The 20,424-nt window shown below is 70.6% G+C and carries 16 protein-coding genes and 4 pseudogenes; 9 read left to right on the forward strand and 11 right to left on the reverse strand.

All coding sequences use genetic code 11. From position 1 onward, the window contains the following. Nucleotides 1–174 precede the first annotated feature (174 nt). The 4 genes and pseudogenes from ACFY2Z_RS32580 to ACFY2Z_RS32595 form a co-directional block, all read right to left on the reverse strand. Nucleotides 175–1,001: pseudogene (locus ACFY2Z_RS32580) on the reverse strand (FAD-dependent oxidoreductase). Nucleotides 1,002–1,034: 33 nt separating this feature from the next. Next, nucleotides 1,035–1,466, reverse strand: a complete 432-nt coding sequence (locus ACFY2Z_RS32585) for a cupin domain-containing protein (protein WP_390747657.1) — start codon at nucleotides 1,464–1,466, stop codon at nucleotides 1,035–1,037. 440 nt (nucleotides 1,467–1,906) lie between these two features. Further along, nucleotides 1,907–2,335 (reverse strand): VOC family protein, encoded by a 429-nt coding sequence (locus ACFY2Z_RS32590; protein WP_390747658.1) that lies wholly within the window; start codon nucleotides 2,333–2,335, stop codon nucleotides 1,907–1,909. A gap of 397 nt (nucleotides 2,336–2,732) precedes the next feature. Beyond that, complete coding sequence (locus ACFY2Z_RS32595; RefSeq protein WP_390747659.1) at nucleotides 2,733–3,497, reverse strand: alpha/beta hydrolase; 765 nt, start codon at nucleotides 3,495–3,497, stop codon at nucleotides 2,733–2,735. Nucleotides 3,498–4,155: 658 nt separating this feature from the next. Between ACFY2Z_RS32595 and ACFY2Z_RS32600 the strand changes: the two genes are divergently transcribed. The 3 genes from ACFY2Z_RS32600 to ACFY2Z_RS32610 all read left to right on the forward strand — a co-directional run bounded on the left by ACFY2Z_RS32600 (nucleotide 4,156) and on the right by ACFY2Z_RS32610 (nucleotide 9,245). After that, nucleotides 4,156–4,344 (forward strand): hypothetical protein, encoded by a 189-nt coding sequence (locus tag ACFY2Z_RS32600; RefSeq protein ID WP_390747660.1) that lies wholly within the window; start codon nucleotides 4,156–4,158, stop codon nucleotides 4,342–4,344. Nucleotides 4,345–4,591: 247 nt separating this feature from the next. Continuing rightward, nucleotides 4,592–7,492, forward strand: a complete 2,901-nt coding sequence (locus ACFY2Z_RS32605; protein WP_390747661.1) for an AAA family ATPase — start codon at nucleotides 4,592–4,594, stop codon at nucleotides 7,490–7,492. 121 nt (nucleotides 7,493–7,613) lie between these two features. Continuing rightward, a complete protein-coding gene (locus ACFY2Z_RS32610) occupies nucleotides 7,614–9,245 on the forward strand; it encodes a protease pro-enzyme activation domain-containing protein (RefSeq protein ID WP_390747662.1) in 1,632 nt (543 codons plus the stop codon). An 82-nt stretch (nucleotides 9,246–9,327) separates the two neighbouring features. Here ACFY2Z_RS32610 and ACFY2Z_RS32615 read toward each other — a convergent pair whose 3' ends face one another. Then, a complete protein-coding gene (locus ACFY2Z_RS32615; protein WP_390747663.1) occupies nucleotides 9,328–10,785 on the reverse strand; it encodes an aldehyde dehydrogenase in 1,458 nt (485 codons plus the stop codon). A gap of 143 nt (nucleotides 10,786–10,928) precedes the next feature. Beyond that, nucleotides 10,929–11,768, reverse strand: a complete 840-nt coding sequence (locus ACFY2Z_RS32620) for an oxidoreductase (protein WP_390747664.1) — start codon at nucleotides 11,766–11,768, stop codon at nucleotides 10,929–10,931. A 169-nt stretch (nucleotides 11,769–11,937) separates the two neighbouring features. On the opposite strand from ACFY2Z_RS32620, the gene ACFY2Z_RS32625 reads away from it, so the two are divergent. After that, on the forward strand, nucleotides 11,938–12,483 hold the full coding sequence (locus ACFY2Z_RS32625) for a TetR/AcrR family transcriptional regulator (protein WP_390747665.1): 546 nt from the start codon (nucleotides 11,938–11,940) through the stop codon (nucleotides 12,481–12,483). An 85-nt stretch (nucleotides 12,484–12,568) separates the two neighbouring features. Beyond that, nucleotides 12,569–13,066: pseudogene (locus ACFY2Z_RS32630) on the forward strand (zinc-binding dehydrogenase); the annotation flags it as partial. 185 nt (nucleotides 13,067–13,251) lie between these two features. Here the strand turns inward: ACFY2Z_RS32630 and ACFY2Z_RS32635 are convergent. Together ACFY2Z_RS32635 and ACFY2Z_RS32640 are read right to left on the reverse strand one after the other, a co-directional pair. Next, nucleotides 13,252–13,332: pseudogene (locus tag ACFY2Z_RS32635) on the reverse strand (GDP-mannose 4,6-dehydratase); the annotation flags it as partial. Between the two features lie 173 nt (nucleotides 13,333–13,505). Further along, entirely contained in the window at nucleotides 13,506–14,249 is a 744-nt protein-coding gene (locus tag ACFY2Z_RS32640; protein WP_390747666.1) for a helix-turn-helix domain-containing protein, read from the reverse strand. Nucleotides 14,250–14,334: 85 nt separating this feature from the next. Between ACFY2Z_RS32640 and ACFY2Z_RS32645 the strand changes: the two genes are divergently transcribed. Further along, nucleotides 14,335–15,324 (forward strand): LLM class flavin-dependent oxidoreductase, encoded by a 990-nt coding sequence (locus ACFY2Z_RS32645; protein ID WP_390747667.1) that lies wholly within the window; start codon nucleotides 14,335–14,337, stop codon nucleotides 15,322–15,324. Between the two features lie 47 nt (nucleotides 15,325–15,371). Here the strand turns inward: ACFY2Z_RS32645 and ACFY2Z_RS32650 are convergent. The 3 genes and pseudogenes from ACFY2Z_RS32650 to ACFY2Z_RS32660 form a co-directional block, all read right to left on the reverse strand. Continuing rightward, nucleotides 15,372–15,650, reverse strand: a pseudogene (locus ACFY2Z_RS32650) (zinc ribbon domain-containing protein); the annotation flags it as partial. Nucleotides 15,651–15,656: 6 nt separating this feature from the next. Beyond that, nucleotides 15,657–16,103, reverse strand: a complete 447-nt coding sequence (locus ACFY2Z_RS32655) for a MarR family transcriptional regulator (protein ID WP_390747668.1) — start codon at nucleotides 16,101–16,103, stop codon at nucleotides 15,657–15,659. Continuing rightward, entirely contained in the window at nucleotides 16,100–16,582 is a 483-nt protein-coding gene (locus tag ACFY2Z_RS32660) for a MarR family winged helix-turn-helix transcriptional regulator (RefSeq protein WP_390747669.1), read from the reverse strand. The genes ACFY2Z_RS32655 and ACFY2Z_RS32660 overlap by 4 nt, the downstream gene beginning before the upstream one ends. A gap of 192 nt (nucleotides 16,583–16,774) precedes the next feature. On the opposite strand from ACFY2Z_RS32660, the gene ACFY2Z_RS32665 reads away from it, so the two are divergent. From ACFY2Z_RS32665 to ACFY2Z_RS32675, 3 genes are all read left to right on the forward strand, one after another. Continuing rightward, nucleotides 16,775–17,335, forward strand: a complete 561-nt coding sequence (locus ACFY2Z_RS32665; protein WP_390747670.1) for a hypothetical protein — start codon at nucleotides 16,775–16,777, stop codon at nucleotides 17,333–17,335. Between the two features lie 745 nt (nucleotides 17,336–18,080). Next, on the forward strand, nucleotides 18,081–18,962 hold the full coding sequence (locus ACFY2Z_RS32670; protein ID WP_390747671.1) for a carbon-nitrogen hydrolase family protein: 882 nt from the start codon (nucleotides 18,081–18,083) through the stop codon (nucleotides 18,960–18,962). Nucleotides 18,963–18,997: 35 nt separating this feature from the next. Further along, on the forward strand, nucleotides 18,998–20,386 hold the full coding sequence (locus ACFY2Z_RS32675; RefSeq protein WP_390747672.1) for an APC family permease: 1,389 nt from the start codon (nucleotides 18,998–19,000) through the stop codon (nucleotides 20,384–20,386). Nucleotides 20,387–20,424 lie beyond the last annotated feature (38 nt).

Below are 20,424 nucleotides of genomic sequence, written 5' to 3' on the forward strand. Positions count from 1 at the left end.
CTTCATTGACCGAGGCCGCCTCCCACCCGTGACAGAACGGGGAGAACAGCGTCGCCGAAGCCTGGAAGCCCGGAGATCGACACACGCTCATGCATCCTTCCCCAGCGAACCGGCCGAGGTCTGTGCCGCGCCCTGCATTCGTAGATGACCTGCTGCGTTCTGGACCGACGATGCTCATGCGGCCGTTTCCTCACCCGCCCGGCGGACGCCGAGGCCCTGTGCCTCGCCGCCCGTCACGAAGGCGTCCCGCGGGTGCTGCACAGAGGCGAGGGAGACCAGATCCCGGCCGAACAGGGCGGCAGTGAGCCAGGCGACCAGAACGCGGATCTTGCGCTCCCAGGTGGGCACGGCCAGTACGTGATGGCCCCGGTGCATCAGCCAGGCGGGCAGTCGCTTGATGACGATCTTCTTGTACTGGAAGATCCCCCGTCCCAGCCCCAGCGTCGCCACCACTCCCAGACTGCTGTGGCGGTAGTCTCCGACCCGCCTCCCGCGCAGGTCCGCCACGAGGTTCCTGGCGAGGCGCATACGCCGGAGAGGGCATCGCCCACGACGGTGACCGTGAGCAGCTTTCGCCGCTCGTCACCGGGCGGCAGTGACGCCGCCTGGTCGAACGCGGTCATCAGCCGGTCACGGATTGCCACCGCCTCCTCCACGTGCTTGAGGCCGATCGCCTGCTGCGCGAGGCCGGGGGTCGGGAAGGTGCGGGTCACGGCTCCGGCGGTGACCACGAGGATGTCGTAGTGGAGCTCGTACTCCGCTCCGTTCGCCGGGCGGACGGTCACCGTGCGCTCCGCGTTCCGGACCTCGGTCACGGTGCCCGCGATCAACCGGGTGCGGCGCAGGTGCCGCCGCAGCGACACGACAACGTGACGTGCCTCGATCGAGCCGGCCGTCACCTCGGGCAGGTCGATCCCGCGCGGAGCGGTCCAGCCGCGCCGAAGGCGGAGCCGGCCTCCGACTCTCCGGCCACGCGCGCAACGCCCGCACCGGACCGGGATCCCGGCTCCGCCTCCCCCTCTCCTGCCCGCGACTCAGTCGGCGGACGGCCGCGGGGCACGCAGGTGCGCCCGCTGCTCCAGCTCCTCGTCATCTACCAGCGTCAGCATCGGCTGACCCGGCGCACACAGCATCGTCACCACGAACCTGGTCGGCGCATCCGACAGAGCATTGCCGTTCTGATAGTGGATCATGTCACCGCCCGGCTCGAACAGCGGCTCACCCGCCTTGATCACACGTTCCGGCTCCCCCTCGAGTTCGAACCGCACCGCACCCTCGATCACATAGCCGAAACACGGCCCCGAGTGCCGATGCGGAGGGGTCCCGGGATGGCCGGGAGGCCACTCGACAACAACGGTCATCCCCGAGGCACCCTCCGGAATGAACGGCGGCGTCACATCCGCCAGCATCCTGGGCCCGACCCCGTCCTGGCCCCCGTGGTCGTGGGCTCCGTCCACTGAATCCATCTCCAACACCGTGGCACACCTCCGTAACCGGGCCCGGGCACACGATCATGTCCGGACGCACAGAACCTGCTTCACAGGGAAGACAGGGCATGCCCCGCATCTGTGACACACCATGGGCCTTCTGACTCTCACGGGCCGTGCCGGGACCGCCCTGCCCCTTGCCGCGGCGGCATGCACGGGCCGGCAGCCGACGGCATGGGGCACACCTCACACCGTGGTGGACTCGGCTCGTGGCCGGCTTGATGCCGGTGACTGCACAGACGCTACGAACCGAGACCTCCTGTCGGGCAACACGGTGCCCTCCCATGACCTGGCAGGCGCGGCTCGATCAAGCTCCAGCGGCTTGCACCCAGCCCACGACGCAAAACGCAGCGGCGTTGTCCATGATCTGGATCAAAGATCTCACCCGCGACGTCCCTTGATCACAGCCCTGTGACGGCCTAAGGGCGGACGTAAGGCCGAGTCATGACCTCCATGTTGTGACCGTCCGGGTCGTCGAAGTAGGCGCCGCGACCACCGAAGAGCCGGTTGATCCGGCCGGGTTCGGTGTGGCTGGGGTCGGCGTAGTAGGTGACCTCTACCGCCTCCAGACGGGTGATGACGGCGTCGAACTGCTCGTCAGGGACGAGGAAGGCGTAGTGCTGTGACTGGATCGCCTCGTCCCTCTTCTCGTAGTAGTCGAGCGTCACGCCGTTGCCGAGGTCGACGGGCAGGAACGGCCCAAACGGGGCGCCGCCCTTCAAGCCCAGGACGACGGCGAGGAACTCGGCGGACAGCTGCCGGTCGCTCGCGTAGACGGCGGTGTGGTTCAACTGGACGCCGGCCGACGGCAGCTCGGATTCGTACGGGTACTGCTGGTCATAGGGCATGAGTGGTGTGTGTCTCCGGTCTTGGGATCCGCTGAAACGGGGCGCCGGACGCGGGCGCCGGGAGCTGAGACGCGGAGAAGGGGGCGGGCCTCTTGCCCGCCTCGTGCTCACGCCGAGGCCGGGAACCTCACTCGTGTGTGGCCCATGGCCGACCCGGCAGTCACCCGATCGACCTTAGTGACGATCACAGACGGGGGCAACACCGTTCCTCGGCCGTACCCGGCCGCGGGTCGAGCCGGCATTGCGCCCGCCCACCAGCCTCGCGCGGCTCGACCAGCGCGCGATCTTCTCCCCCCTCGCTCAAGTCGCCACCCGGGTTCGCGACGCCGGCACCGCCCCCACCCGGGGCCGCGGTAGCGGCGCCCCGTCGGCATGCGGGGCGCCGCAACCGCTCAGGTCAGGCCGATGCGGTGACCGCCCGGCCGAGGTGCCGGGCGAAGAACCGGACCGCGCTGTCGGCCTCGAACCTCGGCAGTTCCTTGTGCCTGCCCGCGTTGGCGTGCAACGTCTTCTCCTGCGAGGCGAAGGCGTCGAACAGCGCGAGACCGGCCTCGCGCGGGATGTGTTCGTCATCCCACTGCATGTCGAACTCGATGGGGATGGTGATCTGCTTCGCCGGTTCGGCCAAAGCATCGGGCCAGTGGAGACCGAAGACCGCGGCGGTGATCCTTGAATCGGCCGCCACGAACGGCACGCCTATCGCGGTGCCCATGTTCAGGCCGAAGTAGCCGACCGGCCCGTCGGCGCCGATCTCCGCAAGTTCCTGGAGGGCATCCAGGGTCGCCCGCAACTCGGGCACGGCGCGTTTCGCCAGGTGGGCGTTGTAGCGGACGACGATCGGGCCTTCCGGCTCGCCCGCCTCCCTCGCCTTGAACAGTGCGGCGATCTCCTGCTCGTCGTGCGCGGTGCGCGGCCGGTCGCCGTGGCCGGGCGCATCGACAACGGCGACGTGGAATCCGCAGCCGGTCACGAGCCGGTGTGCACGGCCCGTCATCGCCGGCCACCTCTTGTGCGTGCCGCCACCGTGGCCCATCAACACCAGGGGGGCGCGGTCGGGGCCGGAGGCGGGCGACCAGAGCACGCCGGGGACGTCGCCCACGGTGAAGTCGCGTTCGACGACGCCGTTTGCCGACGTCTCCGCGACGAACTGTACGGAATGCATGGGGTGTTGCCTTTCGGGAGTGCCTTGCTGTGGGGGCGCTCCCGGCGACACCTATGTCAGTCGCCCGACCGTGACGACGAGGGGGAGCACCCATAGGGACACAACGTGCATGGGTCTCACCTCCTCGGGCGGGTCACGGTTGACTGAAAGCTACCAGCCCGATCTTCATCCCACACAACCCCTTTTTCCGACCCGGTCGGCTACCGGCGGTGGGGACTGCGAGGGGGTGTCTGACATTTCCCGCCGGGCGCGCGACTCCACAGCCGCCGTCGTTCCGGTGCGGCCGGTCGCAGCCACCGCCCAGCCGTTTCTCGGCAGGTGTGGGCTGCATCTAAGGCCCTTGACACTCGCAGGGGCGGACGACGTACGTTGAACTCGCAAGTCCCGGACGGGTGGAGGCCCTCGATGCACGTACGTGGCGCGGCGCGGCACGGTGCGTGCACCGGTGCCCGGCTGATCACCCGGCGGCATGTCGACTACTGCCGCACCTCGTCCGCGGTCTGTCCTTCCGAACACGTCTGATCCCTGCCGGCCCGTCCCGTCGGCCGCCGTGTCGCGGTCTTGTGGCCGCCAAGCCTCGTGTTCTCGGAAGGAACGCCCATGTCCGGCCCCGCTCCGCACCTCGCCGTCGAGATCGACGGCGAGGGCGCCCACCACCGTGGAGCGGATCCTGGAGCGACTGGCCACGGATCCCGTGCTGTCGGCCGTGTCGGAGCTTCGCCTGGAGCTGCCGTACGAGTTCCGGCGGGAGGAATACGAGCAGATCCTGCACGATGTCCGGCACCTGGTCGCACCGGAGCTGGGCCGGCGACCTGACACCGCGCAGTTGCACGGGGCCGACCGATGAGCGTACGGCCCGCAGCACGAGGACCACCTCGATCCCCTCGGGGGAGATGGCGAACAGACCGCGTGGCGGCCGCCATTGACATCCGATTCCACGCGGGTTGTCATGAACACATGATCCACCGTGCCGGGACCTGCCGCACTCGTCGTACCGATGGTTCCGCCCTCGGTGCCGGGTGCAGCCCGTCACCGGACGCATCAGGCACGACGACCTCGGGTGCCACCCCCAGGGCAAAGGATGGGCCACTGCAATGGGAGCACGGTCACTGACCGGGCGCCGCGCGCTGCTCGACGCCGCCCGGGCCGAACTGACAGCCCGTCCCGGAGTGCTCTTCCACGGTCCCACGGGGATCGGCAAGTCCACACTCGTGGCAGCCCTTCTGGCGTCCTTGGGGGCGCATGCCCCGTCGGTCGGCACCGTGCTGCACTGCGCGCCCGCCGAGGAGGACGCCCGGCTCCCGTTCGTCGGCCTCATCGACCTGTTCGCCGGTGTGCCGGAGAGCTGCCTGGAGGCCCTCGCGCCCGAGCCGCGGGCTGCGCTGAGGGCAGCCCTGCTGTACGGCCCGGAACCGGCCGACGGCCGCAGCAGTCTCGCGGTGCGCGTCGCCGTCCTCGACGTGCTGCGCGCTCTGGCCGCCAACGGCCCCGTCGTGCTGGTCCTCGACGACCTGCAGTGGCTCGATGAGCTCACCGCCGAGGCACTCGCCTTCGCCGTACGCCGCCTGGGCGGCCTGGACATACGGGTGGTGGCCGCCGAGCGGGTGGCGGACGGTGAACAGCCCGAGCGGCTGCGCTGCTGCCCGCCGGGCACCGCCGAACTTCCGATGCCGCCGCTGACGGACGACGAGGTGGCCGATCTCGTGCAGGCCGGCATCGCGGCCGACCTGCCGATGGGGGTGGTGCGGGCGATCCAGGACACTGCCGCCGGCAATCCGTTGTACGCACTGGAGTTGGGGCGAGCGGCCCTGCGGGGCCCGGCATCCGTGGTCCTCGGGCCGATGTTGCCCGTGCCCCGAAGACTGCGCACCCTGGTGCTGGACCAGGCCCGCACGCTACCGGAGACGGTGCAGCGCACTCTGCTCGTCACGAGCGCCGCCACCCGTCCAGACCTCACCCTGCTGCGTGCCGCCGGGCTCCCCCGCCCTGCCGCGGACTTGGCGGAGGCCGAACGGCTCGGCGTCGCGACGACCGACGCCTGCGGAACCATACGTTTCCGGCATCCGCTGATCCGGGCCGCCGTCTACGCCGACGCCTCGGAGAACAGCCACAGGGAGGCACACGCGCTGCTGGCCCGCGCGATCACGGAGCCTGTCGAGCGAGCCCGCCATCTCGCCCACGCCCGCCCGCACGAGGACGAGGACACCGCCCGCACACTGATGTCCGCGGCGGAGTCCGCGCGCCGCGACGGCGCGCTCGGCACCGCTTGCGAACTGGCCTTGCTCGCCGCCCGCCGCACCCCCGGCGACCGGTCCGCGGACCGGGCCGACCGGCTGCTGACTGCCGCCGAGTACGCGTGCGACGCCGGACGACTGGAGGAGGCGGGTCGGGCCGCCGAGACCGTCCTCGCCGAATCGGGTTCGGCACGCCGGCGGGTGCGGGCCCGGCTGGTCCTGCTGCGCAACGCCGGACAGGCGCTGGAGGGTACCCAGGCCCTGATCCAAAAGGGCCTCCGAGACGCCGACGGCGATCCGGAGGCCGAGGCGTGGCTCCACCACTGGGCGGCCGTACGCGGCCTGTTGTGCGGGGAGTTGACGGAAGCCGCTTGGCATGCCCGGCGCGCTGCGAGGCAAGCGGCCGTGGCAGGCGACACGGAGACCCGGATCGGGGCGCTCGCCACTCTCGCCCGAGTGCGATCCCTGGGCGGCGACCCGATCGCGGCGGGCGTCGCGCTGGAGGAGGCGCTCGCCCTGGCCGGGGGCGCCGACGGCGGCCCGCAGAGCTGGCGGCTGATCCGGATGCGGGCGATCCTCACCCTGGACTCCGACAGAGTGACCGAGGCCCGGGAACAGGTCGTCGAACTCCTGGCCGACATCGGGGAGTTGGCCGGCGTCGAGGAGGTCATGGCGACCTTGGTGGCTCTGACCCGGATCCAGGTGCGGACCGGACACTGCCGCGAGGCACTGCACACCGCCGCACGCTGCTCGGTTGACCAGGCCCAGGCGGCTCCCGCGCTGTACGCGGCCGCGCTGGCGGCCACCGCGGGCGGCACCGCCGAGGAGGCCCGGCAGCTGGCCGAGCAGGCGGTACGCGCCTCGGAAGCCGACGGCGACCGGCTGTTCCTGCTCCGCGCACTGGCCGTGCTCGGGCAGGCCGAACTGCTCCCCGGCGACCCGCGGGGGGCGGCGGCCGCGGTCGAGGCGTTACGGCGCGTGAGGGAACTCGGAGCCGTCATGTGCGCCGCCGACCCACCCTTGCTGCACTGGTACGGCGATCTGGCCGAGGCCCTGGTCCTCCTCGGTGAGACGGACGAGGCCGGGGCGGTCGTCCGCGAGGCCTACGCCCGCGTGACCGGCCATACGCCCGGCAGCGTGCTGGCCGCTCTGGAGCGGGCGGAGGGACTGCGGGAGGCGGGGATCGGCCGGGCGAAGGAGGGGGCGGCGCGGCTGCGTGCCGCCGTGGACCGATTGCGTCAACTCCCTTTGCCCATGGAGCTGGTGCGCACCCTGATCGCGCTCGGCGCGGTCGAGCGCCGCTCGCGCCGCAGGAGCGCGGCGCGAGCGGTTCTCGGCGAGGCGCTGGAGACCGCCACACGGATCGGCGCCGCTCCCCTGGCGGCGCGGGCCCGGGACGAGCTGTCCCGGCTGGACGCCGGAGACCGGAGCGGTGAGGCGGGCGCGGGCGGGCCCGAACTCACGCCCACGGAGGCCAGGATCGCGGAGCTGGTCGGGGGCGGGGCAACCAACCGCGAAGTCGCCGCAGAGCTGTTCATCAGTGTCAAGACGGTGGAAGGGACCCTGTCGCGGATCTACCGGAAGGTCGGGGTCCGCTCACGCACCGCGCTCGCCCACGCGATGACGGTCGCCCTCATCGCCTCCGGGGCAACGGTCGTCGACTCCGGTGACAGCGGTCAAGCGAAGCTTCCGGAGCAGGGCGTGATCACGAGTCAGCCCGGCCGTACCCAGACCCGCCGTGCTGACTACACACGCCGTTGACGTGACATCAGTTGTTAACAGGTAAAGCAAGGGTTCCCCCGCTTATGGGGGTGGGGCCGCTCTTTCTACGGTGAAGCCGTTCCACTTCGGGAACAACTCCCCCACTCCCCGGAGGACTTCAGTGAAGTCACGTCTGAAACTGCTCGGTCTGGTCGCCGTGCCGGCCCTGGTCACCGCGGTCGTCCCCACCGCGTACGCCGCGAACGCCCCGCAGCCGCACGCGACCCGTGCCGCCCTCACCGGAGACGTCCTGCCAGGCCTGAAGCAGAACGCGGCCCGCACCGGAAACGTCGCGGCCGGGAAGCGGATATCGGTGGCGATCAGCCTGACGCCCAGAGGTGACAAGGCGCTTGACACCTTCGTCGCCGAGGTCAGTGACCCGCGGTCGAGTTCCTACGGCCACTACCTGACGAAGAGCCAGTTCGCGGCCCGTTTCGGCCGGACCGACGCCGAGATCAAGCAGCTCAAGGACTACCTGCACGCCCAGGGCCTGACCGTCGGGACCGTCCACTCCGGCAACCTGCTGGTCGACGCCAGCGGCACCGCCGCCCAGCTGGAGAAGGCCTTCGGCACCAAGCTGTCGACCTGGAAGGACGCCAGGACGGGGCGTTCCTTCTACGCCAACGACACCGCGCCGACACTGCCGGCCGCCATCGCCTCCCTCGTCAGCGACGTGGCGGGCCTCAACAACCGCGTCCAGCTGCACCACCAGGCCACGCCGTCCACCGTCAGCCCCCACGACGGCCCGGGCGGCGGGTACACCCCGGCCCAGCTCAAGGGCGGCTACAACGTCCCCGGTACGTACACCGGCAGCGGCCAGAAGATCGCGCTGCTCGAGTTCGACGGCTTCCAGCAGTCCAACATCACCGCGTACGACAACCACTACAGCCTGGGTTCGCCCACCCCGACCGTGCAGAAGGTCGACGGCGGCTCCGGCGCGCTCGGCGACGGCCAGGTCGAGGTCGAGCTGGACATCGAGGTCCTGCACGCGATCGCTCCCAAGGCGAACGTCACCGTATTCGAGGGACCCAACTCCGACGCGGGCGAGGTCGACACTTACCAGGCCATCGTCGACAGCGGCATCCCGACCACCTCGATCAGCTGGGGTGCGGCCGAGAGCGCCCGCACCACCTCCAACATCAACGCGGTCGACGCCGTCTTCAAGGCCGGCGCCGCCGAGGGCCTCGGCTTCTACGCGGCCTCCGGCGACGACGGCTCCGACGACGCGGGCGACGGCGGCACCTCAGTCGACTACCCGGCGAGCGACCCGTACGTCACCGGCGTCGGCGGCACCAAGCTGACCGTCACCTCCTCCAGCGCCTGGAGCAAGGAGGTGGCCTGGTCCGGCGGTGGTGGCGGCAAGTCCTCCGTCTTCAAGATCCCCAGCTGGCAGACCGCGGTGCAGAAGAGCGCGGGCGGCGGCTACCGCCAGGTGCCGGACGTGTCGGCCCACGCCAACCCCAGCCCCGGCGTCTCGATCTACTCGCAGGGCTCCTGGACCTCGGTCGGCGGCACCAGCGCCGCCGCGCCCGAGTGGGCGGCGTTCGCCGCGCTGTACAACCAGCAGGCCGCTGCGGCCGGCAAGGCCAAGCTCGGCTTCGCCAACCCCGCCCTGTACTCGGCGAGCGGCACCGGCTTCCACGACATCACCAGCGGCAGCAACGGCGCCTACTCCGCGGCCACCGGCTGGGACTTCACCTCCGGCTGGGGCTCCTACAACGCCGCGACGCTGGCGAGCAAGCTCCTCGGCTGACGACCGACGGCTGACGACCGACGGCTGACGACCGACGGAGCGGGCCGGGGGTGATCCCCGGCCCGCGCTGCGGCACGGTCGGCTACGACTGCCGGAGCCGTGTGATGGTCTTGTGCTCGACGTAGCCGGTGAGGCCGACCTTGCCGTACTCGCGGCCGAGTCCGCTGGCCTTGTAGCCGCCGAAGGGACCGTCGAAGCTCATGGGCGAGCCGTTCAGGGTGACGGTGCCGGTGCGCAGCCTGCGGGCTACGGCCAGGGCGCGGTCGGGGTCGGCGCTCCAGATGCCGCCGGAGAGGCCGTACTGCGAGTCGTTGGCGATACGGACGGCGTCGTCCTCGTCGTCGTAGGCGATGACGGCCAGCACCGGGCCGAAGATCTCCTCCTGAGCGATGCGCATGGAGTTGTCCACGTCGGCGAAGAGGGTCGGGGTGACGTAGTTGCCCTTCTCAAGGCCCTCGGGGATCTGCGGCCCGCCGGTGACCAGGCGGGCGCCCTCCTCGATGCCGATGTTGATGTAGTCGATGACACGCAGCTGCTGGTCGGGGCGGATCATCGGGCCGATGAAGGTGTCGGGGGCGGAGGGGTCGCCGACCTTCAGACGTTCGACCATGTCCTTCAGTGCGGCCACGACCTCCTCGTAGCGGCTGCGAGGGGCCAGGATGCGGGTCTGCAGGATGCACGCCTCGCCGTTGTTCCCGAAGGAGCCGAAGCGCAGGCCCTGTACGGCGGCGTCCAGGTCCGCGTCCTCCAGGATGAGGGCGGCGGACTTGCCGCCCAGTTCCAGGCTGACCCGCTTCAGGTGCTCGCCCGCGATGGCGGCGATGCGGCGGCCGGCGCGGGTGGAGCCGGTGAAGGCGATCTTGTCGATGTCCGGGTGCGAGACGAGGTACTCACTGGTTTCGCGGTCGGCGGGAAGGATGCTGAGCACGCCCGCCGGAAGTCCGGCCTCGTGCCACAGATCCGCCAGCAGCATCATGCTGAGGGAGTTCTCCGGGGAGACCTTCAGGACGACGGTGTTGCCGGCCAGCAGGGCCGGGATCAGCTTGGCGGTGGCGGCGGAGAACGGCGAGTTCCACGGGATGACCGCGGCGACCACGCCGATCGCCTCACGCCGCACGATGGTGTCGAACGCCACCGACGGGTCGGAGGGCTCTATGACCTCCTCCCAGCCGAACTCCTCGGCCGCCTTGAGGTAGGCCTCGACCTGGCGGGTGAGGAAGGGCTGACCGGCCTTGGTGAACCAGCCGGCCGAGCCGTTCTCGACGGAGATGGCCGCGGCGACCTCGTCGGCGCGGGCGGCGCGCAGTGCCTCGTGGCGCCGGATGATCTCCTGCCGCTCCTCGGGGGTGGTGTGCGGCCAGGGGCCGTGGTCGAAGGCCTCGCGAGCCGCGGCGACGGCGGCGTCGACGTCGGCGGGCGCGGCCTGGGCGACGCGGCCCAGCACGGACTGATCATGCGGGGAGACGATGTCGAGCAGCAGGCCCGGGTCGCTGGGGGTGACCCAGGAGCCGCCGATGTAGAGCTTGTCGCGAACGGTCATGATCCTCGGTTCTCTCGTGCGAAGTGTGGTCGGGGACCCCAGGGGCGGGGTGATGTCGCAGTGGCGGAGGAGACCCGGTTACGGCGCGGTACGGCGGGCACGGATTCGGCGGCTGCCGATGCCCACCCCGGGGTCGGAATGCCTCAGACGGTCTCGTGGTCGGTGGAGCGGCTGACCTCGGCCCATGCGTCGGCCTCGGCGAGGCGGGACCGCTCCGCGTCGACCGCGATTCCCAGAGCGTCGCTGCCGAGCAGCAGCCGACGCGGCGGCTCGGGCGCGTCCACGGCGGTGATGACGGCGCGGGCCATTCGAGCGGGGTCGCCGGGCTCGTTGCCGCTGTACGCCGCGAACCGCTCCAGCCATGCGCCGACCGTCTGCTCATAGTCGGGGGTGACGGGACCGGAGGCCGCCGCGGCGCCGGCCGCCCAGCCGGTGCGGATGCCGCCCGGCTCCACGATGGTCACCTTGACACCGAACGGGGCCACCTCGTTCGCCAGCACCTCGGAGAAGCCTTCGACTCCGAACTTCGCCGTCTGGTAGGCGCTGAGCCCGGGCGTGCCGCCGACCCGGCCGCCGATGGACGAGATCTGGACGATGTGTCCGGACCGCCGGCCGCGCAGCACGGGCAGGGCAGCCCGGGTCACGTTGATCACACCGAACAGGTTGGCCTCCACCTGCGCCCGGAAGTCGTCCTCCGGGAAGTCCTCGATCGAGCCGCTGGTGGCATAACCGGCGTTGTTCACGACGACGTCGATGGTGCCGAATCGCTCCACGGCGGCCGCGACCACGCCCCGGGCCTCGGACGGGGACGTGACGTCCAGCGCCACGGTCTCGACCCGCTCCGGATACTCCGCTTGCAGATCGGCCAGGGCCTCCGGTCTGCGCGAGGTCACAACGACTCGATCACCGGCCGCCAGAGCCTCGAGAACCAGGGCCCTGCCCAGCCCCTGGGAACCACCGGTGATCAGCCAAGTCCGCGTCATGGCGCACTCCTCATCCGTCTTGTCGTGTCTTGCCGCCCTCCAGGACGCAACTCCAATGTAAGTGTTATCGCAGAAACTGCAACATCTATGTTGCAGTAAATGAATGAGGTGCATCTCACCATGGGACAATGGTGCGGTAACCACCACTGCGCGTTAGGATCGCCGGATCATGAGAGCCGATGCCGCACGCAACCTGACCTCCGTCCTCCGGACCGGGGCCCGCCTCCTGGCGGAGGACCCGAGCGCATCGATGGCAGCCATCGCCGCGGCAGCGGGTGTCGACCGCACCACCGTCCATCGCCGCTTCGCGAACCGGGAGACACTGCTGCGCGCCGTGTTCCAGGCCAAGCTGGACTCGGCCGAGCGCGTTCTCGACGAGGCACGGCTCACCGAGGCACCCGTGCCGGTCGCCCTCCACCGATACCTGGAGGGGATCATCCCCGTCAGCCGGGAGTGGCCTCTCGACACCCGCCGCATGATGCAGAAGGACCCCGAAGCCAACGCGCGTCGCGAAGCACAGAGCGCACGCCTGAGCGCCTTCGTCCAGCGCGCCTGCGACGAGGGCTACCTGCGCGCCGACACCGATCCGGCCTGGGCGCGTGCGGTCCTCGACGCACTCGTCGACAGCATCGCCCACCGGTTCCCCGCGGTGGATCCCCCACAGGCGGCCGACCTCGTCGCAGACGCCTTCCTGCGCGGCGTCGGCGCGGTCTGACTCTGACACATCGGGATCCGGACTCCGGCCATGACCGCCTCGAAGGCCGGCGCGTCACGGGCGCCGCCAGCGGGTCGGTACGGCGGCGATCCAGGTCGCCCGCCGGGCCGGCGCCGTCCCGATCGTCACCACCAGCACCGGCGCCAAGCGTCAGCGGCTGCTCGACCTGGGCGCGGAGCACGTCGTCGTCAGCGGGGAGGACGACGTGGTCGAGGAGACGAGGCGGCTGACCGCTGGGCGCGGCGTGGACATCGTTCTTGACGCGATCGGCGGCTCGGGATTCGCCGCCCTGGGCGAGGCGGTGGTGCAGGACGGGACGCTGGTCAGCTACGGCCGGCTGGACGAGCAGCCCATCTTGCTGCCCAGGCGCTGGCCGCTCACGATCCATGGGTACGCCAACTTCGCCGTCACCGGCACCGAGGGTGGCCGCCGCCGCGCCGCCCACTACATCAACTCCGGGCTCGCCGACGGCACCCTCCGCCCGGTCGTCGGCGAGGTCTTCGACGGCCTGGACCGCATCCGGGACGCCCACCGCCTGATGGAGTCCAACCGGCACACGGGCAAGATCGTCGTCCGGGTCTGAGGCGATCATCCCCGGGGCCAGGCATCTCGCACAGGGCCTGGAACCTGATATTCGGTCCCGACGCCGGGCGCCGCAGGCGATGCGGGTCTGACGCGTCCGGCGGCGAGACCTCCCTCGGGAAGACGGGTGGCCGCGCTGCCTCGGACGCAGGCGCTGTGCGCTCGTCACCAGGTGGTGGCGTAGTCGTACAGCTGGGAGATCAGATGTTCTGCCAGGTAGGACCCGTCCTGCCCGGTCACTCCGGTGATCAGCGCACGCTCGGACATCATTTCCTCTCCACCGCCACGACCTTCTCGGGGTGCCGGCGAACCAGCATCGGGCCCAAGGAATTTGCGAGACTCCGGGCGCACGACGGCGATCACGACCCCATTTTTTGTGCCATGGCCCGTCGATACGGACGCCGCCCGCGCTGTCACGCGTGCAAGACTCGCCACCGCCGCTACGAGCTCCCGGCGGCCGCGGACAGAGCCGCGGCCGTCGCCGGGTCGGCCGGCAGGAACGCCTCCAGCTTCAGCTCGGCGAGTGTCACGTCGACGGCGGTGGCGAAGGTCGTCACGGTCGTCATCAGGCGCAGCTCGCCGTAGGACGACTCCAGGTGGAGCGGGACCGCGAAGCCGAGCTGCCCGGCGGACGGCTCCAGCTCGGGGAGGTACCCGCTGAGCTCCGCGTGCAGCTCCTCCAGGTGGCCGAGGCGAGCCAGGATGTGGCGCGCCCATTCGCCGAGGTTGCGGATGCGGGGAGCCAGGCCGTCGGGATGCAGCGCAAGGCGGTAGACGTTCCTGCCCGGTCCCACCAGCTCGGCGGCCGCACCCTCGGTGATCAGGCCGAATGCGGTGTTCGCGGCGATCAGGTCACCGCCACCGTCCACCACCAGCGCCGGATACGGCAGATGCCCGCGGAGGATGTGGTCGATCGCCGTGCGAGCAGGGGCCAGCACCGGGTCGTCGAGTGAGCTCTCGGGGTAGGCGGGCGCGTACCCGGCGGCCAGCAGCAGGTCGTTGCGCTCCCGCAGCGGCAGTTCCAGTGACTCGGCCAGCCGCAGGACCATGTTCCGGCCGGGGACGGACCTGCCGGATTCGATGAAACTGAGATGGCGCTGCGTGGTGCCGGCCCGCAGCGCCAGGTCGAGCTGGCTGAGATGACTGCGGATACGACGTTCGCGGAGCGCACCAGGGAAGTCCACAGGCCTGTTGTAACGGCGACGGGGGTTCGGGGCCATTCCCCGCAGGGAATTGTCGGCAGCCCAGCCGGTCGTGAACATCGCCGACATGGACATCGGCGCACTGCTTCCGACCGGAACCGCCCAGTGGGGCCCGGCCGACGACCCCCGCGAACTGGTCGCCTTCGGCCGCCAGGCCGAACGCGCGGGCCTCTCCTCGCTCTTCGTCAACGACTCCCTGATCAGCCCGCGTATCGAGGCGCTCACCATGCTGGCCGCGCTCGCCCCGGCGACCGAGACCGTGACGCTCGGTACGGCGGCACTGATGCCGTTCCTGCGCCGGCCGATCCAGGCCGCGCAGTCACTCGCGTCCGTCGACCTGCTGTCCGGCGGCCGGCTCACCGTGGCCGTCGGCGCCGGCTTCCCCGGCCGCTTCGGACGGCCCCTGTACTCGCTGTCCGAGGTGCCCTGGGAACGGCGCTTCGCCCGCCTGGACGAGACGGTCGCGCTGTGGCGGGCCCTGTGGGACGGCGCGGCCTCCTTCCACGGCGAGATCCTCCGGTTCGCCGAGATCCCGCCCACGACCAGGCCGTCCCGAGCCGGCGGCCCGCCGATCTGGCTCGGCGGCGCGACCCCCGCCGCGCTGGTCCGCACCGGCCAGTTGTACGACGGATGGCTGCCCTACCCGCCTGACCCCGCCGACTACACGTTCGGTCTCCGCGATGTCCGCAGAGCGGCGGCCGACGCCGGACGCACGGCCGAGGACATCACCCCCGCGCTGTTCGTCTCGGTACGGATCGACGACGGCATCGACAGCGGCCGTCGGACCATGGACGCCTACGCGCGGGCCACCTACGGCATGCCGCTGGAGGAGCTGGAGAGAATCCAGGCCGTGGTCACCGGCCCAGCCGACCAGGTGCTGGAGCGCCTACGCCAGTACGCCGCTGCCGGCGTGCGGCACCTCGTCGCCCGCCTCGGCGCCCTGGACCTGCGCTCCCAGCGCGACCAACTCGAACGGGTCGCAGATCTGATCCCAGCCGTCTCGTCGAGTCCGAAGGGTTCGGTGTCGACTTCACTTGACTCGACGCTGAGAAAGTGACTCCTCCCCCTCATAGACGAGGGGGCTTCTCGCCATACCGGGTCGGCGTCGCGACGGACCAGCCAGGCCCGTAGAACTTGCAGGGCGCCCACCGTGTCCGCGTGCGCCTGGTGGTCGCAACGCCTGACAGTGGAACCTCTTCTGTGTGGGCCGGTTCTCCTTGGCTGTGTGCCCGCATGCGGGGCACCGCCGGGAGGTGTTGGCGGGGTCCACCGCCAACACCTCCCGTCCGGCACCTTCCGCCTTGGCGGCCAGGATCGCGAGGAACACCCCCATCCGGCATCAGCGATCGAGCGATTCAGTCCGGCCTTCGCGGCTGCCCCGTTGAGCCCTCAGGCGTCGGCCAACTCGGCGTTCGCGCGCTCGGTGATCAGTGCCAGCACTCGGCCCGCGACGGCGAGATCCTCGGCCGGAATACCGGCGTACAACCGGGAGGAGATCTCGGCGGTCTCGGCGGTGGTGCTCTCGTACAGCTCCCGTCCGGCGTCCGTGAGCCGCAGCCGGGACGCCTCCGCCGGATCCTCCTCCAGCAGCTTCGCGACCGTCAGCTCCTCGATCACGCCGCGCACGACCGACTCGTCGGTCTTCAGCGAGCCGGTGACGTCGCTGACGAGTTGGTGCCGGCCGACGGACCCGCCCGCGACCACGACGGCCCGGAGCGTCACACTCTGGTGGAACGTGGCACCGTGGCGGTCCAGCACGCCCTCCAGGAGGGCACGCGCGGAATAGTGCGCCAAGGCTATGACCCGGCCGTTGACCGGGGGTGCGGTGGTGGTCATGACTGCTCCTTCTCGTTCTCGGTGTACGGATCAAGAGGTGCGTCGAGCAGGGTCGCCAGCTCGCGGGTGAACTCCCTTGCCCGCGGGCTGTCCTGTCCGCCGAGCGGCTTCAGCAACTGGTCCAGCAGCCCCTGGACCACCGTGATCGCGCGGGCCGTGACGTCGCGCCCCTGCTCGGTGAGCGACAACTGCATGGCGCGCGGGTCGCTCGGGTCCCGGGTGCGGTCGACGAGTCCGGCCGTCTCCAGGGCACGGACGAGCTTGGAAACGTACAACGCCTCGAGCCCTGTCTGATCGGCGAGCCGCCGCTGGCTGGGCTGCAGCCCGGAGCGCCCCATGCCGTACAACGACGCCATCAACGAGTACTGGGCATGGGTCAGACCCAGCGGCGCGACCGCCCGGTCGACGGCCACCCGCCACTTCATCGACAAGCGCCAGACCAGGAAACCCGCCGTGGCGCCCTCAGTTGCTGAACTCACCTCGCATACATTACATGGCTACTATGTACATGGCTACTATTTTCTCGCGGCGACCGTCGAACACCGGCCGCGATCAGCGCCCGCACGGCGATGGTCAAGACTCGGTCATGTGACATCAGCGGCTGAGAGGGCGGAAGTCACCCGACGTACTAAGGGAGCAGGTGGATCCGACTCCCGACGAAGGGCAACTTCTTGATCCCGCGACGCACCGTCCCCAGCCTGGTCGTAGGGCTCGCCTCCGTATTCCTGCTGGGGGCGTGCGGTTCCCCGAACAGCACCAGCCCCGGAGGCGCTGCCCCCGTCGCCCCGGCCGCGTCGAATCCCGCGCCCTCCGCACCGGCCACCCCGGCACCGACCGTCAGCGGCAACTCCGGCCGCGGGCACATCGGCACGACCACCCTGGTGATGGCCAAGGCGATGACGGGCGTGGGCAGCGTGGTCACCGACGACAAGGGGATGACCCTCTACCGCTACGACAAGGACCAGCCGACTCCCTCCAAGTGGACGTGCGCCGGTGCGTGCACAAGGACGTGGATACCTGTCATCGTGCAGGACTCGGTACAGACCTCGGGGGTCGAGAAGAGCCTGCTGGGCACGGTCCACCGAAGGGGCATGAAACAACTCACCCTCGCCGGCTGGCCGCTGTACCGGTACGTGGGCGACACAGAGGCCGGGCAGGCGAACGGCCAGGGAAAGGACGAGGAGTGGTACGCCGTCACCCCGTCAGGCCAGAAGTCCACCGCGACCGGCTGACGCCCACAGCTCGATCACCCCGGGGCCGCCTCCTCACCCGTGCGGGGCAAATGCATCGGCCACGGCTGTCCGGTCGGCACCGAGGGCAAGCAGGAGGCGGAGCCGCACGCGGGCCTTGTACGGGTCGAGCGGACCGCCGTTGACGAGGCCGCGGCGTTGCAGGCCGGTCCCCCGCCGCGCGGATCTCCCGGGGCACAAGCGTCCGGCATAGTTTGATTCATCCAACATCACGCGAATTGTTCGAATTCAGGCGATTTGTCATGACATCGGGTTGTGACTGCCTCCAGGGATCACCGTCACGATCGCGGCACGGCGCCTTCCGGGCGTTCAGTACCGCCAGGCGGTCTCTCGAACGCCTCCGTGCCGGTCTGGTGACGCCATGCCCGCAGGTGGCCACCGGGCGCTGATCGACCCCCGCCCCGGTCGGCCGCAGCCTGCGGGCCTTCGCCGGCGCCCGGCCGACGCGACGCACCCGCACGGACGCGGTCGCCTCCGCTCAACCCGGGGCAGCCCTCCACCCGGGGGCACTGAACCCCAGCCCCAAGACAATCACCGACACCGAAGCGAACGCGGACGCCCCGGCCCCCTGAGGGCGTCCGCGCCGTCGGCGCGCCCGGGGTCCGCGCAACGGGGTCTTGTTTAAGTGTTCACCATGCTCTAATTTTCCACCCATGCCGGAACGGCTCGTTCCAGCCTGCCGCGCATGTCGCATCTTGGCTGCTTCGAATTGTTTGGAGGTCTCGCCATGCCTCGGCTCCTGCCCATCGCGACTGCCCAGGTCGCCCCCCGACCAGCCGCCACCGCGCTCGACGGCTTCGCCTCCGAGGTGACCGAGCTGCTGGCGGCGCACCCCGAGACACGGCTGGTGATCCACCCCGAGATGCACCTGTGCGGCGTCGACGGTACGACCGAGGAGCGCCACGAACTGCTCCAGGCCGCCGCCGAGCCACTTGACGGGCCCCGCACCCGGCAGCTCGCCGAACTCGCCGGAGACCTCGGCGTCTGGATCTTCCCCGGCACCGTCTGCGAACGCGGATCCGACGGCGCCCTGTTCAACACGGCACTGGCGTTCTCCCCCGAAGGACGACTGGTCGCCTCCTACCGCAAGATCTTTCCTTGGCGGCCCTACGAGCCGTACGACCCGGGCGACCGCTTCGTGGTCTTCGACCTCCCCGAGGCCGGCCGGATCGGCTTCGCCATCTGTTACGACAGCTGGTTCCCCGAGGTGGCCCGGCAACTGGCCTGGCTGGGCGCCGAAGTGATCGTCAATCAGGTGGAGACAACCACCGCCGACCGTGAGCAGGAGCTGGTCCTCGCCCGGGCGCACGCCATCGTCAACCAGCTTCACGTGGTCAGTGTGAACGCCGCCGCACCCGTCGGCACCGGCCGCAGCCTGATCGTGGACCCCGAGGGCCGGGTCACCGCCGAGGCCCCCGACGCCGAGCCCGTCGTCCTCACCGAGGTACTCGACCTGGACCAGGTCACCCGGACCCGCACTCTCGGCACGGCCGGCCTCAACCGCATGTGGGAGCAGTTCACCGACGCCGACGCCCCCATCGAACTACCGCTGTACGCAGGCCGGATCGACCCCCGCCGCTGGCGGCCCGCGTCCGCTCCCCGCGCCTGACCCGCCCTCGTCCCCGCACCCCTTAGCGAGTCCCCGTGAACAACGCTTCACCCGCGACCCTCAGTCGCGCACTCAAGCTCCGGTCGGTCGTCCTGTTCGGCCTGGCCTACATGGCACCGCTCATCGTGCTCGGCACCTACGGCGTGATCGCCGGCGCCACCGACGGATCCGTACCCAGCGCCTATCTACTGGCCCTGGCCGCGATGCTGTTCACCGCGCACAGCTACGGCCGGATGGCCAAGGCACACCCCGTCGCCGGCTCCGCGTACACCTACGTACGCCGTGAGATCGACTCCCGCGTCGGCTTCCTGGTCGGTTGGGCCACCCTCCTCGACTACTTCTTCCTGCCGATGGTCATCTGGCTCATCGGCGGCGCCTACCTGCAGGCCGAGTTCCCGGCCGTGCCGTTCTGGGTCTGGATCGTCGGCTTCATCGCGATCACCACCGCGCTCAACGTCGTCGGCATCAAGGCGGCCGAGCGCGCCACCGACCTGCTGATGGCCTTTCAGGTTCTGGTGATCGGCTTCTTCGTGGCGCTCTCCGTCGCCCACGTGATGCATCTGGGCGGGGCCGGGGCCGCGTTCAGTGTCGCGCCCTTCGCCAACCATTCCACCACCTGGTCCGGCGTCTCGGCCGGCGCCGCGATCGCCGCGTACTCCTTCCTCGGCTTCGACGCGGTGACCACGCTCACCGAGGAGACCCTGGAGCCGCAGCGGACCATTCCGCGCGCCATCATGCTCACCGCGTTCATCGGCGGCGGCATCTTCGTCCTGGTCGCCTACACCACCCAACTGGTCCACCCCGGCAGCTCCTTCGCCGACCCCAACTCCGCCGCCTTCGAGATCGCCAAGACCATCGGCGGCAACCTGTTCTCCTCCTTCTTCCTGGCCGGTCTGGTGGTCGCCCAGTTCGCCTCCGGCCTGGCCGCCCAGGCAAGCACCTCGCGGCTGCTGTACGCCATGGGCCGCGACTCGGTGCTGCCGCGCAGCGTCTTCGGTCGGCTCAACGAGCGGTTCCGCACCCCGGCCGGCAACATCCTGCTCACCGGCGCGGTCGGGCTCATCGCCCTGAAGCTCGACGTGGCGACCTCGACCTCCTTCATCAACTTCGGCGCGTTCACCGCGTTCACCTTCGTCAACCTCAGCGTGATCGCCTCCTACCTGCGCAGGAGGCGCGCCGGGGAGCGCCCGCACCCGGTCTCCTACCTCGCGGTGCCGGCGGTCGGCACGGTGATCGACGCCTGGCTCCTGACCAACCTGGACGGCGCGGCGCTGACGCTCGGGCTGATCTGGCTCGGCCTGGGCATCATCTACCTCGCCTACCTGACCCGCGGCTTCCGGGTCGCCCCGCCCGAGATGTCCTTCAGCGAATCCGGCGAGGGCGAATCGGCCCAACCGGCCCCGCAGAGCGAGGCCGTCGCCTGAGCCGCCGACGGACCGGAGGCGGCCCGGCGCCCCGCGCG

The sequence above is a fragment of the Streptomyces sp. NPDC001222 genome, assembly GCF_042896945.1.
In the GTDB taxonomy this organism is placed as follows: Bacteria; Actinomycetota; Actinomycetes; order Streptomycetales; family Streptomycetaceae; genus Streptomyces; species Streptomyces gibsoniae.

Excerpts from the sequence above, each read along its gene's own strand:
- ACFY2Z_RS32585 (WP_390747657.1), bottom strand. The coding sequence starts at position 1,466 with ATGGATTCAGTGGACGGAGCCCACGACCACGGGGGCCAGGACGGGGTC.
- ACFY2Z_RS32590 (WP_390747658.1), bottom strand. The coding sequence starts at position 2,335 with ATGCCCTATGACCAGCAGTACCCGTACGAATCCGAGCTGCCGTCGGCC.
- ACFY2Z_RS32595 (WP_390747659.1), bottom strand. The coding sequence starts at position 3,497 with ATGCATTCCGTACAGTTCGTCGCGGAGACGTCGGCAAACGGCGTCGTC.
- ACFY2Z_RS32605 (WP_390747661.1), top strand. The coding sequence starts at position 4,592 with ATGGGAGCACGGTCACTGACCGGGCGCCGCGCGCTGCTCGACGCCGCC.
- ACFY2Z_RS32615 (WP_390747663.1), bottom strand. The coding sequence starts at position 10,785 with ATGACCGTTCGCGACAAGCTCTACATCGGCGGCTCCTGGGTCACCCCC.
- ACFY2Z_RS32620 (WP_390747664.1), bottom strand. The coding sequence starts at position 11,768 with ATGACGCGGACTTGGCTGATCACCGGTGGTTCCCAGGGGCTGGGCAGG.
- ACFY2Z_RS32625 (WP_390747665.1), top strand. The coding sequence starts at position 11,938 with ATGAGAGCCGATGCCGCACGCAACCTGACCTCCGTCCTCCGGACCGGG.
- ACFY2Z_RS32645 (WP_390747667.1), top strand. The coding sequence starts at position 14,335 with ATGGACATCGGCGCACTGCTTCCGACCGGAACCGCCCAGTGGGGCCCG.
- ACFY2Z_RS32655 (WP_390747668.1), bottom strand. The coding sequence starts at position 16,103 with ATGACCACCACCGCACCCCCGGTCAACGGCCGGGTCATAGCCTTGGCG.
- ACFY2Z_RS32670 (WP_390747671.1), top strand. The coding sequence starts at position 18,081 with ATGCCTCGGCTCCTGCCCATCGCGACTGCCCAGGTCGCCCCCCGACCA.